Source organism: Lentzea sp. NPDC058450 (assembly GCF_042721395.1).
Lineage (GTDB): Bacteria > Actinomycetota > Actinomycetes > Mycobacteriales > Pseudonocardiaceae > Lentzea.
On sequence record NZ_JBHXLO010000001.1, the window covers coordinates 557,259 to 571,095 of the forward strand.

At 70.3% G+C, this 13,837-nt stretch carries 13 protein-coding genes; 6 read left to right on the forward strand and 7 right to left on the reverse strand.

Annotated elements, in window-relative coordinates:
- Position 1: 1 nt before the first annotated feature.
- From ACFWNN_RS02735 to ACFWNN_RS02760, 6 genes are all read left to right on the forward strand, one after another.
- On the forward strand, positions 2-1,000 hold the full coding sequence (locus tag ACFWNN_RS02735; RefSeq protein WP_382438084.1) for an ABC transporter permease: 999 nt from the start codon (positions 2-4) through the stop codon (positions 998-1,000).
- Positions 997-2,676, forward strand: coding sequence for a dipeptide/oligopeptide/nickel ABC transporter permease/ATP-binding protein (locus ACFWNN_RS02740; protein WP_382438085.1), 1,680 nt, complete (start codon positions 997-999; stop codon positions 2,674-2,676). Before ACFWNN_RS02735 ends, ACFWNN_RS02740 begins: the two co-directional genes overlap by 4 nt.
- Positions 2,673-3,428, forward strand: a complete 756-nt coding sequence (locus tag ACFWNN_RS02745; protein WP_382438086.1) for an ABC transporter ATP-binding protein — start codon at positions 2,673-2,675, stop codon at positions 3,426-3,428. The genes ACFWNN_RS02740 and ACFWNN_RS02745 overlap by 4 nt, the downstream gene beginning before the upstream one ends.
- On the forward strand, positions 3,425-5,881 hold the full coding sequence (locus ACFWNN_RS02750) for a glycoside hydrolase family 2 protein (RefSeq protein ID WP_382438087.1): 2,457 nt from the start codon (positions 3,425-3,427) through the stop codon (positions 5,879-5,881). Before ACFWNN_RS02745 ends, ACFWNN_RS02750 begins: the two co-directional genes overlap by 4 nt.
- Positions 5,871-6,710: a LacI family DNA-binding transcriptional regulator gene (locus ACFWNN_RS02755; RefSeq protein WP_382438088.1), complete on the forward strand. Its 840-nt coding sequence runs from the start codon at positions 5,871-5,873 to the stop codon at positions 6,708-6,710. Before ACFWNN_RS02750 ends, ACFWNN_RS02755 begins: the two co-directional genes overlap by 11 nt.
- Before the next feature lie 173 nt (positions 6,711-6,883).
- The gene (locus tag ACFWNN_RS02760) at positions 6,884-8,482 is read left to right on the forward strand and encodes a cellulase family glycosylhydrolase (protein WP_382438089.1); all 1,599 of its coding nucleotides are present in this window, start codon (positions 6,884-6,886) and stop codon (positions 8,480-8,482) included.
- A gap of 76 nt (positions 8,483-8,558) precedes the next feature.
- Here ACFWNN_RS02760 and ACFWNN_RS02765 read toward each other — a convergent pair whose 3' ends face one another.
- From ACFWNN_RS02765 to ACFWNN_RS02795, 7 genes are read right to left on the reverse strand one after another with little or no spacing between them, the layout of a single operon-like run.
- Complete coding sequence (locus ACFWNN_RS02765; protein ID WP_382438090.1) at positions 8,559-8,975, reverse strand: VOC family protein; 417 nt, start codon at positions 8,973-8,975, stop codon at positions 8,559-8,561.
- Positions 8,972-9,217: an acyl carrier protein gene (locus ACFWNN_RS02770; RefSeq protein WP_382438091.1), complete on the reverse strand. Its 246-nt coding sequence runs from the start codon at positions 9,215-9,217 to the stop codon at positions 8,972-8,974. Before ACFWNN_RS02770 ends, ACFWNN_RS02765 begins: the two co-directional genes overlap by 4 nt.
- Complete coding sequence (locus ACFWNN_RS02775; protein ID WP_382438092.1) at positions 9,210-11,063, reverse strand: HAD-IIIC family phosphatase; 1,854 nt, start codon at positions 11,061-11,063, stop codon at positions 9,210-9,212. Before ACFWNN_RS02775 ends, ACFWNN_RS02770 begins: the two co-directional genes overlap by 8 nt.
- A gap of 11 nt (positions 11,064-11,074) precedes the next feature.
- Positions 11,075-12,091, reverse strand: coding sequence for a 3-oxoacyl-ACP synthase III family protein (locus ACFWNN_RS02780; protein WP_382438093.1), 1,017 nt, complete (start codon positions 12,089-12,091; stop codon positions 11,075-11,077).
- Positions 12,088-13,434 carry a hypothetical protein gene (locus tag ACFWNN_RS02785; protein WP_382438094.1) on the reverse strand — a complete coding sequence of 449 codons (1,347 nt, stop codon included), beginning with the start codon at positions 13,432-13,434 and terminating at the stop codon, positions 12,088-12,090. Before ACFWNN_RS02785 ends, ACFWNN_RS02780 begins: the two co-directional genes overlap by 4 nt.
- Complete coding sequence (locus ACFWNN_RS02790) at positions 13,434-13,661, reverse strand: acyl carrier protein (protein ID WP_382438095.1); 228 nt, start codon at positions 13,659-13,661, stop codon at positions 13,434-13,436. The genes ACFWNN_RS02785 and ACFWNN_RS02790 overlap by 1 nt, the downstream gene beginning before the upstream one ends.
- The gene (locus tag ACFWNN_RS02795; RefSeq protein ID WP_382438096.1) at positions 13,658-13,834 is read right to left on the reverse strand and encodes an MbtH family protein; all 177 of its coding nucleotides are present in this window, start codon (positions 13,832-13,834) and stop codon (positions 13,658-13,660) included. The genes ACFWNN_RS02790 and ACFWNN_RS02795 overlap by 4 nt, the downstream gene beginning before the upstream one ends.
- Between the last annotated feature and the right edge of the window lie 3 nt (positions 13,835-13,837).

A 13,837-nucleotide genomic window follows, 5' to 3' on the forward strand; every position in this document is an offset into this window, starting at 1 on the left:
GATGGGCTACTACCTGCGCAAGCTCGCCTTCTACCTGACGGCGCTGTGGGCGGCGGTGACGCTCAACTTCGTCATCCCCCGACTGCTGCCGGGCAACCCCGTGGACATCCTCATGGCCAAGCTGCAGCAGCGCGGCGGGTCCGTCGACCCCGCCGCGCGCCAGGCCTACGAGACGCTCCTCGGCACCGGCGGGCGCGAGTCGTTCGTCGAGGAGTACTTCGCCTACCTGGGCAACCTGCTGCGCGGCGAGCTCGGGGTCTCGGTCAGCGCGTTCCCGGCGAAGGTGTCCGACGTGATCGGCGACGCCCTGCCGTGGACCGTCGTGCTGGTCGGCCTCGCGACGCTGATGTCGTTCCTGCTGGGCGTAGGGCTCGGCACCGTGGTCGGCTGGAAGCGCGGCACGTGGCTGGACTCGCTGGTACCGGCGACCACGATGTTGTCGGCGGTGCCGTACTTCTGGCTGGCGTTGATCCTCGTGGCGCTGCTGTCGTCCGGTCTCGGCTGGTTCCCGCTGAACGGCGGCTACGACGTCGTCCTGGATCCGGGCTGGAGCGCCGGGTTCCTCGGTTCGGCGATCTACCACGGCGCCCTGCCCGCGCTGACGATCGTCCTCTCGTCGATCGGCGGATGGCTCCTGGGCATGCGCAACATGATGGTGTCGGCGATGTCGGAGGACTACGTGCTCACGGCACGGGCGAAGGGGCTTCCGGACCGCCGGATCATGATCCGGTACGCGGCGCGCAACGCCGTGCTGCCCTCGGTCGCCGGTTTCGCGATCTCGCTGGGGTTCGTGGTGTCCGGGTCGATCGTCACGGAGCAGGTGTTCTCCTACCCCGGCATCGGCTCGAAGCTGCTGCAGGCGGTGCAGAACAACGACTACGCGCTGATGCAGGGCATCTTCCTCGTGATCACGATCGCCGTGCTCGGCGCGAACCTGGTCGTCGACCTGCTGTACGGCCTCGTCGACGCCCGCACGAGGGATCGGAGCACGGTGTCATGACCTGGTCCCCCAAGCTCGGCATCGGCCTCGGCCTCGCGGCGGCGATCGTCCTCTTCGGAGTGATCGGCCCGGTGTTCGTCGGCGACCCGGCCACCATCAGGGACATCGGCCTCACCTCACCGGGTGGCGACCACCTGCTCGGCACCACGATCACCGGGCAGGACGTCCTCGCCCAGCTCGCCCACGCCACACGGGGTTCGTTGTGGATCGGTCTGCTGGTCGGGGTCATGGCGACGGTGCTGTCCGGCTTCTTCGGCATCGTCGGCGCCTACGCGGGCGGCGCGGTCGACGAGGCGTTCTCGTTGTTCTCCAACGTCGTGCTGGTCATCCCCGGCCTGCCGCTGGTCATCGTCGTGGCCGGGTTCGTCCCGGCGGACCAGCGCGGCACCCTGACCATTTCACTGGTCCTCGCGATCACCGGCTGGGCCGCCGCCGCACGGGTGCTGCGTGCACAGACGTTGTCGTTGCGCACCAGGGACTACGTGGCCGCGGCTCGCGTGTCCGGCGAGAGGACGTGGCGGGTGATCGGTGTCGAGATCCTGCCGAACCTGCTGCCGATCGTGGCCGCCCAGTTCGTGTTCGCGGTCGTGCTCGCCATCCTCAGCGAGGCGGGGCTGTCCTTCCTCGGGCTCGGCGCGGCCAACTCCTCGACGCTGGGCACGATGCTCTACTACGCGCAGAACGGCTTCGCGCTGCAACGGGAAGCGTGGTGGTGGTTCGTCCCGCCGGGCCTGATCATCGCCCTGTTCGGTGGCGCACTCGCGCTCATCAACTTCAGCATCGACGAGATCGTCAACCCGAAACTGCGCGACCGCGGCCGGCGCAAGCCCGACGTCGCGGCCACCACCGCGCTGGTGGCCGCGCCGGAACCGGACGCCGTGCTGACCGTCAGCGACCTCAACGTCGTCTACCAGGGCGCCACCCCGGTGCACGCCGTGAAGGACGTGTCGCTCACGCTGAGGCGGGGCGAGATCCTCGGCCTCGCCGGGGAGTCGGGCTGCGGCAAGACCACCCTGGCCTACGCGATCAACCGCCTGCACCGGCCACCGGCCGAGGTCACCTCCGGGTCCGTCACCTTCGAGGACGTCAACGTGCTGGAGCTCGGTCCTGAGCAGCTCAGGGAGTTCCGCTGGGTCAAGCTCTCGATGGTCTTCCAGGGAGCGATGAACTCGCTGAACCCGGTCGCACCCATCCGCTCGCAACTGCGGGACGCGCTGCTCGCTCATCGCCCGGAAACGTCCACTTCGGACTGCGAGGACCGGTGTGCGGAGGTCCTCGAACTCGTCGGGGTGGATCCGGCCAGGCTCGGCTCCTACCCGCACGAGCTGTCCGGCGGCATGCGGCAACGGGTGATGATCGCGATGGCGTTGCTGCTCGAACCGCAGGTCATGATCATGGACGAACCCACCACCGCGCTCGACGTGCTGGTGCAGCGCGAGATCCTCGACGAGATCATGCGCCTGCGCGACGAACTGGGCTTCGCGGTCGTGTTCATCACCCACGACCTGCCTCTGCTGCTGGAGATCAGCGACAGGATCGCGGTCATGCTCGACGGCGAGGTCGTCGAGCTGGCCACGGCGGAAGACCTGTACCTGCGCGCCCAGCACCCCTACACGCGTCGGCTGCTGGCGGCGTTCCCGAGTCTGACCGGCGAGGCGGGAGCACTGGTCACATGACGACGCTGGAAGTCCGCGGTCTGACCAAGAAGTTCCACAAGGTCCACGCGGTCGACGACGTGTCGTTCACCCTGGCCGCCGGCCGCACGGTGGCGCTGGTCGGCGCGTCCGGCTCCGGCAAGTCGACGATCGCGCGCATGATCGCCCGGCTGTCCCGGCCGACCTCCGGAGAGATCCGGTTGACCGACGCCGGGGGCGACCCCGTTCCCGGGCGGCGGTACCGCGACCACGTTCAGATGATCTTCCAGGATCCGTTCGCGTCGCTCAACCCGTTCCACACCGTCGAGCACCACCTCGTCCGGGCGCTGCGGCTGCACGGACGTTCCCGCGACGAGGTACCTCACCTGTTGGAGCGGGTGAGCCTCAGCCCGGATCTCGCCGGCAGACGGCCGCACGAGCTGTCCGGCGGGCAACGCCAAAGAGTGGCGATCGCCCGCGCCCTCGCCCCCGGTGCGAAGGTCGTCATCGCGGACGAGCCGGTGTCCATGTTGGACGTCTCGATCCGGCTGGGCGTGCTGAAGCTGCTCGACCGCCTGCAACGCGAGGAGAACCTCGCGGTCCTCTACATCACGCACGACCTCGCCACCGCACGGCACTTCTCCCACGAGGTGCTCGTCCTGCACCAGGGCCGGATCGTCGAACGCGGTCCGAGCGACGACGTGCTCCTCCGCCCCCAGGACCCCTACACCCGCCGGCTCGCCGCCGCCGCACCGAACCCCGAAGCCCGCTTCCGCCAGGGAGGAACGCCTTGATCCGCCAGAACCTGCACGACGGCTGGCAGTTGACGACGATGACGGCCGAGGTTCCGGACCACATCAGAGACAGGACCGTGCCCGCGACGGTGCCGGGCAGCACCCACCTCGACCTGCTGGCGTCCGGCCTGATCACCGACCCCTTCCTCGACCAGGCCGAGACCGAGCTGGCCTGGACGCATCGCGCGGACTGGCGGTACACCACCACGTTCCTCGCGGCCGCTGCCGGGCAGGACCAGCGGGCGGACCTCGTGTTCGACGGCCTCGACACGGTCGCGACCATCGACCTCAACGGCCGGCACCTCGGCCAGACCGCGAACATGCACCGGAGCTACCGCTTCGACGTACGCGAACTGCTCGTCGACGGCGCCAACGAACTGACCGTCTCGTTCGCCTCGGCCCTGACCCACGCGGAGAAGATCGAAGCGGCTCTCGGCCGGCGCGAGCACGTCAACACGCACCCGTTCAACATGGTGCGCAAGATGGCCTGCAGCTTCGGCTGGGACTGGGGACCCGACCTGCAGACCGCGGGCATCTGGCGGCCGGTGCGGCTCGAACGGTGGCACACCGCCCGGCTCGCCCAGGTCCGCCCCGTCGTGACCGTCACCGGCCCGGACGCGGGCCGGGTCGAGGTGCACGCCGAGATCGAGTGGGCCCGGCAGGAGGACCTGACGTTGCAGATCACGCTGGGGGCGCACGAGCGCACCGTCGTGGTTCCCGCCGGGCAGACGAGGGTGATCGCGCGCCTGGACGTGACCGATGTCGAACTGTGGTGGCCGGTAGGGCTGGGCGCTCAGCCGCTCTACGACCTGAAGGTACTGCTGCGCAACGAATCCGGATCCCTCGACGGCACGGTCAAGCGGATCGGGTTCCGCACCGTCACGGTCGACACGGTGCCGGACGAGCACGGCACACCGTTCACCGTCGTCGTCAACGGCCAACCCGTCTTCATCAAGGGCGCCAACTGGATTCCCGACGACCACTTCCTCACCAGGATCACGCGCGATCGGCTCGCCCGGCGCGTGGACCAGGCCGTGGCGATGCACGCGAACCTCCTGCGGGTGTGGGGTGGCGGGATCTACGAGTCGGACGACTTCTACGACGTCTGCGACGAACGAGGCGTCCTGGTCTGGCAGGACTTCGCTCTCGCCTGCGCCGCGTACCCGGAGGAAGAGCCGGTGCGGTCGGAGCTGGAAGCAGAAGCCCGGGAGAACGTCGCGCGCCTGATGTCCCACGCCTCGCTGGCGTTGTGGAACGGCGGCAACGAGAACGTCTGGGGGTTCGCCGACTGGGGCTGGCAGGAGCAGCTCGACGGGCGGACGTGGGGGCTCGGCTACTACGACGACGTGCTGCCCGGCATCGTGGCCGAGCTCGACCCGACCCGCTTCTACTGCCCCAGCAGTCCGTACAGCCCGGCCGGCGGCGTCCACCCGAACGACGAGAACCACGGCACGCGGCACGAGTGGGAGGTCTGGAACCGGCTCGACCACGGCCACTACCGCGACCACGTCCCCCGGTTCTGCTCGGAGTTCGGTTTCCAGGGACCACCGACGTGGACCACCCTCACCCGCTGGATCCACGACCGGCCGCTGACTCGGGAGTCACCGAGCTTCCTCACCCACCAGAAGGCGGAGGACGGCAACGGCAAGCTCCACCGGGGTCTCGCCGGAAACCTGCCACATCCGTCGCGGTTCGAGGACTGGCACTGGGCGACGCAGCTCAACCAGGCGCGGGCGGTGAGCTTCGGCGTCGAGCACTTCCGCTCGTGGTGGCCGCGCACGGCCGGAGCGATCGTCTGGCAGCTCAACGACTGCTGGCCCGTCACGTCCTGGGCCGCGATCGACAGCGAGGAACGGGTCAAGCCGTTGTGGTACGCGCTGCGCCACGCGTTCGCGCCACGACTCCTGACCTTCCAGCCCCGTGGCGACAGGATGGTTCTCGTCGCGGTGAACGACCACGACGAGGCGTGGGACGCGCACCTCACCCTCGACCGCCAGACGTTCCGGGGAGTCACCCTGGACCTGACTAGACTGCGTCGCACCATCCGGCCCCGGTCGGTCCTCGAACTCGAGCTCCCGGACGGTCTGACGCAGCCGGCGGACGAACACGCGGAGGTGATGGTGGCGACGACGGCGGAAGCCCGCGCGATCCTCCCGTTCCTGCCGGACGTCGAGCTGGCGTACGACCCGAACCCGCTCAGCGCCCGTGCGGAGGCGGTGCCGGGTGGGTACGAGGTCGTGGTCCGCGCCGAGGCGTTCGCGCGCGACGTGACGATCCTCGCCGACAGGGTCGCGCCCGACGCGGTCGTCGACGACGCTCTGGTGCCGATGCCGGCGGGAGAGGTGCGCACCTTCCACATCCGCACGTCGGCCGCCGTCGACCCGGTTGCGTTCACCGACCGCCTGGTCCTTCGTTGTGCCAACGACCTCACCGCGGTGCCCCGTGAGCGGTGACTCGACGGGCGCGGTCGGCCTCGTGCTGGCCCGCCCGGCCCACCTCCTCGGTGTCGAGCCCTTCTTCATGGAGTTCATCGCCGGTATCGAGGAGCGCCTCGCCCAGCGCGACCTGTCCGTGCTGCTCCACGTCGTGGCGGACCACGAGGCCGAGATCGCCGCCTACCGCCGCTGGGCGGCGCGCGGGCTGGTCGACGCCGTCGTGATGGTCAACCCGGTGGTCGACGACCCGCGCCCGGCCGTGCTGTCCGAGATCGCGCTGCCCACCGTCGTCGTCGGTGACTCGTACCTGCCCTCGGTGCGCACGGACCACACCGGTCCGATCGCCGAAGCGCTCGGCCGGTTGCTGGAACTCGGCCACCGGCGGATCGCCCGGGTCACCGGTCCCGGCGCGCTGGCGCACACCCGCGCCAGGACCGAGGCGCTGCTGGCCGGGTGCGCCCAGGCCGGTGTCGACCCGGTGGTCGTCGAGGGCGACTACTCCGAGGAAGCGGGCGCCAAGCTCACCGCCGCGCTGCTGACGAGCCTTGAGCCGCCCACCGCGATCCTCTACGACAACGACGTGATGGCGGTGGCCGGCCTCGCCGCGGCCACCGCGCTCGGCATCGCCGTGCCGGAACAGCTGAGCCTGGTCGCGTGGGACGACTCGACCCTGTGCCGCCTGGCGTCCCCCGCGCTCACCACGATGAGCGTCGACGTGCACCAGTTCGGCGTCTCGGTGGCGGAGTCGGTGCTCGAACTCGTCGACGGTGCGAGCGTGACGCCGCGTTGGTCCCCCACCGCCCGATACCTGCAGCGCGACACGACGGCGCCCCCACCGTCCTCTTAGGGCTTTCCTCATCGCGGTGAAGGAGGGGAAGAAAGCCGCCGAATGACCGGTTCGAGTCGAATCGACCGTCGAAAGTGGACCGAGAATCCCCGCCTGGTTGACCGCCGGCCGCTCCCCTCGGATTCTGGGAGCGCTCCCAGAATCCGAGGGAGTGCGAGCCACGAGGAGATCAGATGAAGCGGCGGCACAGGGTTCTGGGCGCGGTGGTCGCGGCCGTGGTGGCGATGAGCGGGGTGGTCGTGCTGGGATCGGCCGGCCACTCCTCCGCCGTCGCGGCGGGTGGCACGGGCACCGGGTACCTGCACACCAGCGGGAACAAGATCCTGGACAGCACCAACACGACGGTCCGGCTGACCGGCATCAACTGGTTCGGCATGGAGACCGACAACAAGACCTTCCACGGCCTGTGGTCCAGCCGCACGTGGCGCCAGCAGCTCGATCAGATGGCCCAGCTGGGCTACAACACCCTGCGCGTCCCGTTCTCCAACGACGCCCTCAAGCCCGACGCCAAGGCGACCGGGGTCAACGACTACACCAACCCCGACCTGGTGGGCCTGTCGCCGTTGCAGATCCTCGACAAGGTGATCGGGTACGCGGGCGAGAAGGGGATGCGCGTCATCCTCGACCGCCACCGGCCGACCAGCGCCGGCCAGAGCGCCCTCTGGTACACGGCGGGCGTGCCGGAGAGCACCTGGATCAACGACTGGAAGACGCTCGCCCAGCGCTACGCGGGCAACACCACGGTCATCGGCGCGGACCTGCACAACGAGCCGCACGCCGAGGGCACCAACCCCGCCGCGACCGGGTCGTGCTGGGGCTGCGGCGACACCGCCCGCGACTGGCGCCTGGCCGCCGAACGCGCCGGCAACGCGATCCTGGGCGTGCAGCCGAACTGGCTTATCTTCGTCGAGGGCGTGAGCTGCCCGAGCGGCGGGCTGTCGAACGTGTGGGACGGCGACCCGTCCAACGACGAGGACTGCGGCTGGTGGGGCGGCAACCTGTCGAAGGCGGGCCAGTTCCCGGTGCGCCTGTCCGTGCCGAACCGGCTGGTCTACTCCCCGCACGAGTACGCCACCTCGGTCTACAACCAGCCGTGGTTCAGCGCGCCCGACTACCCGGCGAACATGCCGGCGATCTGGGACAAGTACTGGGGATACCTGCACCGGCAGAACATCGCGCCGCTGATGATGGGCGAGTTCGGCACCACCCTCGCCAACCCCGTCGACAAGGTGTGGCTCGAGAACCTCATGGCCTACACGGGCACGGGCGTCAACGGCATCTCGTTCACCTACTGGTCCTGGAACCCCAACTCCGGTGACACCGGCGGCATCGTCGGCGACGACTGGACCACCGTCAACCAGGCCAAGCAGTCCATCCTGCAGCCGTACCTCATCCCGCCCACCGGCGGCGGCCCCGGCCCCACCACCACGACGACGACCACCACCTCGGGCGGAGGCGCCGGTGCGTGCCGGTCGTCCTGGAAGCTCGACAACTCGTGGCAGGGCGGTTTCCAGGGTGCGCTGACCGTCACCAACACCGCGACGAGCGCCGCCACCCCGTGGAAGGTCGTGTTCACCCTGCCCGGCGGAGCGACCGTCGCGAGCGGCTGGAACGGCACCTTCACCCAGTCCGGCAGCACGGTCACCGTGACCGCGCCGACCTACAGCCCGTCCCTCGGCGCCGGAGCCGCGGTGTCGCTCGGGTTCACCGCCAACGGCGCGGCGGGCACCCCTTCGTCCGTGACCCTCAACCAGGCGACCTGCACCAGCTGACGGCGAAGAGAACGGGCCGCCGGCGCTGACCCGCCGGGAGAGCGAACTGGACTCTCCCGGCGGGTTCCGCTTCCTCTCAGGCCCGTGTGCCGTAGTCGACGAGTTCGACCAGCAGGCCGGTCGCCGGCCCGAGGTGGGCGAACGCCACCCGCAGGCCGGGACGTCCGCCCCGGCGGGGCTCCTCGTCGACGAGGATCGCGCCGCGGTCCTGCAACGCGCGCAGGTCCGCGTCGATGTCGTCCACCTCGAACGCCACGTGGTTCAGGCCGGGGCCCAGCCGCTTCAGGTGGCCGTGCACCGCGGCGTCCTCGCGGACCGGCGCGACCAGCTCGATCGAGGTGGTGTCGCCGGGGCACTGCCAGAACGAGGTCGCGACGCCGTACACGTCGACGTCGTCCTCGTAGGTGCACTTCAGGTCCAGCAGGGCCAGGGCCGGCGCGGCCGCCCCGATGTCGGACGTGACCACGCCGACGTGGTCGATGCGCAGGATCATCCCGACTTCTCCTGGGCGCTCGCCACGGCGGCGACGAGGCCGCCGACGTCCTTGATCGCGAAGTACTCCTGGAGGTCCAGGCGCACGGCGAACTTCTGCTCGATCCCGGTGAGCAGGCGCAGGGCGTCGTAGCTCGTCCAGTTGGCGAGCGCGTCGAACCGCGCGTCGGCCGCGATCTCCTCGACCGGCAGGTCGGTGACCTGGCCGACGAGGTCGGCCACCTCGACGAAGACCTCAGACATCGGCGGACTCCCTTTCCACGACGAGGGTGGTCCACTCGGGACCGATCTGCGGCCGCGGGTGCAGCGGCAGGGTGAAACGGCCTCCGGGGCCCTGCGTGAACCCGGCGTCCGGGTAGAACGCGGCGGCGGCCTTGTTGCGGTCGGTGGCGGTGAAGTCCGCCTCCAGCCTGGAGACGCCGGCCGAGAGCGCGCGGTCGACGAGGTGCTGCACGACGGTGTGCTCGACGCCGCGGGTGAAGACGCGGCAGCTCATCACGAAGTTCTCGACGAGCCAGTGGTCGTCGTGCTTCGACACCCACACGCCGCCGACGATGCCCTCGGCGCCGAAGCGGTCCCCCACCTCGAAGACCAGCACCAGGTGGTCGCCGGACGCGGCCATCTCCCTGGTGCGGGCCTCGGCGTGCGAGGTGCCGATCGTGTTGAACTGGTTGGTGCGCTGCCCGAGCTGGACCAGGCGCGGCAGGCTGAACTCGTCGGCCTCCCGCACGGTGACGACGATCTCCAGGCTGCGCAGGTAGTCCTGCACCGAGCTGAAAGAGTCCGCGAACTCGGTGCGTTCGGCGCGGGCCTTGTAGAGCGCGGTGCGCTCGCGGTCGGTCGCCGTCGTCGTCAGCACGTCGAAGGAACCGTTGCGCTGCAACGCCGTCACGTGGTCGGCCGGGTCGCCGTTCAGGTGCACGACGGTGACCTCGGGGATCGAGCCGCGCACGAGCTGCGTCTCGAACGTGCTGTCGTCGGCGAAGACGAAGCTGTCCAGGCCGAGGTTGAGCTGACCGGCGAGCCCGCGGATGTTGTGGTCCTTGGGCTGCCAGTTCACCGCGCGCGCCGCGATGTCGGCGGGGCGGATCACGAGGTCCGGGTGGGTCTCCAGCACCTCGTCGACGATCGTGGCCTCGTTCTTGCTGGCCAGCGCGAGGACCACGCCCTGCTTGCGCAGCTGGACGGCACGCCGCTGCATCTCGCGGAAGGCGTTGCCGGGGTACATCGACCCGATCTGGATGCCGCTCGGGCCGTCGTCGCCGACGACGCCGCCCCACAGCGTGTTGTCGAGGTCGAGCACGAGGACCTTCTTGGCGAGGCCCAGGAACGCGCGGCAGAAGTTCGCGGCCTCGGCGGCGTAGACCTGCTCGACCTCGGGCGTCCAGGCCGCGCTCGCGAACCGGTAGAGGCGCTCGTCGCGCAGCCGGACGGGGGCGTCGACGAGGTAGGCCTCCAGGTCGAGCGCGTGGACCTGGTCGCGGCGCAGCGCCATGCCGAGCAGGTCGCTGTTCAGGTCGCGCCACACCCGGCCGAGCGCCGCCCTGCCGTCGAACGCGACGACGCCGCGCATCTCGACCGGCGACAACGGCACGGTGTGCACCAGGACCGCGCTGCCGGAGCGTTCGGTGAACGCGCCGACGAGGGTGTCGAACATCGACCACCGGCCTCGGATCGCGCTGTCGAGCGTCTCGACGTCGTCCCACTCGGCCGGTACGAACCAGTCGTCGTGCAGCAGGCAGAGCGTCACCTGCGGCCCGAACTCCGCCAGCGGGGACTCGGGGCTGCTCAGGTCGACGGCGAGCTGGTCGAAGCCGGACACGTGGATCTCCGGTGCGATCCCCTTGCCCAGCAACGCGATCCGCAGCAGCGGCGCCACGCCGGACGCGGTGAACGTACCGGTGACCGCGACCTTCAACGGCTTGAGCTTGCCGAGCAGCTCCGCCGGTACCTTGCCGAGCAGTCGTCCGGCTTCGAGCAACGCCGGGATGTCCTTCAGGTGCCCGAGGTCGCCGATCAACGCCGGGTCGGCGGCGGCGCCGGGCTTGGTCAACTGGCGGATCCGCGCCAGGATCTCCTTGGTCTCCACAGTTCTCCCCCTCAGATCGCCAGCAGCGTGCACAGCCAGTGCATGCCGCTGGCCGTGCTGGTCAGTGCCACGACGTCGCCCTCGGTGAGCTCCTCGGTCGCGAGGTAGTGCTCCAGCGACATCAGCTGGTCGGCGCACCCGACGTGCCCGTAGGCCTGCGAGACCTCGGTGTTCGTCCACTCCGGACCGTGGTCGAGGTCCTTGGCGAGCAACGTCATGGCGGGCACGCTGTCGTGCAGGTGCAGCAGCTTGCGCAGGTCGGCGGGCTCGATGCCGGCCCGCTTGCACGAGCGGCGGACGACCTCGTGGTTGTTCGTGCGAATGGTCGAGACGAACTCGAACATCTTGCGGATGTCCCCCGCGAAGAACTCCTCCAGCCGCTTCTGCGGGTTCTTGACGCCCACGTCGTGCTGGCCGGCGAACGGCCGGGCCGCCGCGCCGACGTCCATCATCATGAAGTCGGCGTACCGGCCGTCGCTGATGATCTCGGTGTTGAGCCACCGGTTGCGCGGGTGGTCGCGCTTGACCACGGCCGCCGCGGCGCCGTCGGAGAAGATGCTGGTGTTGATCTCCATCCGGTTCCAGTACGGCTCGCACACCCGGTTGGCGCCGATGATCAGCGCGGTCTGGTAGTCGGGGTGGGTCGCGAACTTGCCGGCGACGACGTCGAACGCGGCCACTCCCCCGCCGCACGCCTGGGTCAGCAGCACGTTCTCCGACCCGTGGGCGCCGATCTTCGCCTGCGTGGCGCCCGCCGCGTCCCAGTACAGGTGCTCTGACAGGTCGGACATGGCGAGCACGACCAGGTCGACCTCGTGCGGCTGCACACCCGCGTCGCCCAGCGCCTTGGCACCGGCCTCAGCCGCCAGGTCGGTGAGCCCGACGCCGTCCTTCGCGCGGTGGAAGGTGCGGAAGCCCCAGCCCAGCACGCGGTCGACGTCGTCGGTGTAGTCCGGTGCGGCGGTGGCCACGTCGACGGGGTCGCCGAGCACGTGGCCGAGCGCCACGACTCCGAAGTGGACGGTCACGGGATCTCCTCGATTCTCGCTCCGGCGTCCGTCAGGAACCCGGCGGTGATCTGGTTGTGCGGGGTGGTGCGGTGGCGGAACACGAGGTCGCCGTGCCCGTCGCGCAGCTTGCGCAGCACGACGTCCTCGACGCCCTTGCCGAGCACGACGCAGGACAGCGAGAACACGTCCACGACGGTCCCGCCGGTGATGCCGACCGCGCCGCTGATCCCGTACTGGCCGAACTTGTCGCGCACGCGGACCGCGAACACCTCGCGGTCCTCGGTCAGGTCGAGCTTCTCGGTGCCGAGCGTGAAGTCCTTGGCCCGCGAGACCACCTCCACGACCTTGGCCGCGGACTCGGGACCGACGGGCTCCAGCTCGACCTCGACGTTCAGGCCGGCCACGAAGTCGTCGAGGGACACGGTCTCCCTGGAGGAGTGGCGAACGCGGCGCGCCGTGCGGTCCGGGGCGGGCAGGCGATCCAGCAGCCCGGATCGGACGAGCTCGTCCCGCCACTGCTCGGGCTTGCCCTCCAGCGTCAGCACCGCGGACTCGACTGGCACGCCCTCCTGCTCGGCCAGATCCCCCAGCCGCAGCAGCACCGCGGACTCCGCCGGCACGCCCTCCCGCGCGGCCAGTTCCGCGATCTCCTCCGAGCCGCGGACCACCAGGCGGGCGCCGGACTCGCGCAGCCACCGCACCGGTTCCTCCAACCCGGCGCCCGACTCCACCACGACCAGCCTCGGGGTCAGCCCGTACACGGCCCGCAGCACCCCGGCCAGTTGCGCTCCCAGCTCGCCGAACACCGCCTCGGTGTACGGGATCTTCGCGAACTTGAACATCGCGGCGTGGTGCGCCTTGGCGGTGCCGACCGCCCGCACGGCCCGTTCGGCGTCGACCACCCAGGCGTCCGGACGGCCCGAGAGCTCGGCCCGGATCGTCTCCCTGACCTCACCAGCCGTCGCGGCCGTCCCCGCGGCCCGCCCGTCGTCCAGCTGCCCGAACGGCCGGTCCTCCGGCACGGCGGGCAGCACGACGACCAGGAACGACCTCCAGCGCCGGGCCGCCGACACCGCGGCGTCGACCGCGGTCAGCAGCTCGTCGCCCAGCTCCTCGAACCGGGGTGCCACGATCAGCACGTCCGGCCTCACCCGCGCCATCTCCGACGCGTCGTCGAGGCACTGCCGCACGATCTGGTTGTACGGCGCGGTGTCGAACGCCACCGGGAGGCCGGCGTCGTGCAGCGCGACGCCGAGGTGCGGCACCAGCGGGTCGATCGTGTAGCTCGCGAGCAGTCCCACGCGCACGACCGGGCGGACGTCGGTCCGGCCGATCTCCTGCCAGCGCAGTCGCGTGTCCATCAGACCTCGACCCCCTTGGCGCGCAGCACTTCCCGGACCTCGCGGACCGTCCGCGCGCCGGCGATCTCCTCGTAGTCGAAGGAGAGCGAGTAGGCCTCCTCCAGCATCACGATCAGCTGGATGTGCCGCATGCTCGTCCAGGTCGACAACGTGTCCTGGCCCGCGTCGTCGGTGACGTGCGCCGGATCGACGTCCAGGGCACCGGCCACCACGTCGGTGAAGGTCATGACCGTCCTCTCAGGCTGAGCGGGCGCATGTCCGTCCACACGCGACCGATGTGCTCCAGGCACTCGTCCTTCGACCCGCTGACGCCCGCGTCCTGCCAGCCGGGCGCGTCGTTCTTGTGGGCGGGCCAGATCGAGTACTGCTCTTCGTCGTTGACGACCACTCGGTGGGTCATGTC

What these genes read in the sequence shown, in the direction of transcription:
- ACFWNN_RS02795 (WP_382438096.1), bottom strand. Translation starts at nt 13,834, where the DNA reads ATGACCCACCGAGTGGTCGTCAACGACGAAGAGCAGTACTCGATCTGG.
- ACFWNN_RS02760 (WP_382438089.1), top strand. Translation starts at nt 6,884, where the DNA reads ATGAAGCGGCGGCACAGGGTTCTGGGCGCGGTGGTCGCGGCCGTGGTG.
- ACFWNN_RS02765 (WP_382438090.1), bottom strand. Translation starts at nt 8,975, where the DNA reads ATGATCCTGCGCATCGACCACGTCGGCGTGGTCACGTCCGACATCGGG.
- ACFWNN_RS02785 (WP_382438094.1), bottom strand. Translation starts at nt 13,434, where the DNA reads ATGGACACGCGACTGCGCTGGCAGGAGATCGGCCGGACCGACGTCCGC.
- ACFWNN_RS02745 (WP_382438086.1), top strand. Translation starts at nt 2,673, where the DNA reads ATGACGACGCTGGAAGTCCGCGGTCTGACCAAGAAGTTCCACAAGGTC.
- ACFWNN_RS02740 (WP_382438085.1), top strand. Translation starts at nt 997, where the DNA reads ATGACCTGGTCCCCCAAGCTCGGCATCGGCCTCGGCCTCGCGGCGGCG.
- ACFWNN_RS02770 (WP_382438091.1), bottom strand. Translation starts at nt 9,217, where the DNA reads ATGTCTGAGGTCTTCGTCGAGGTGGCCGACCTCGTCGGCCAGGTCACC.
- ACFWNN_RS02790 (WP_382438095.1), bottom strand. Translation starts at nt 13,661, where the DNA reads ATGACCTTCACCGACGTGGTGGCCGGTGCCCTGGACGTCGATCCGGCG.
- ACFWNN_RS02735 (WP_382438084.1), top strand. Translation starts at nt 2, where the DNA reads ATGGGCTACTACCTGCGCAAGCTCGCCTTCTACCTGACGGCGCTGTGG.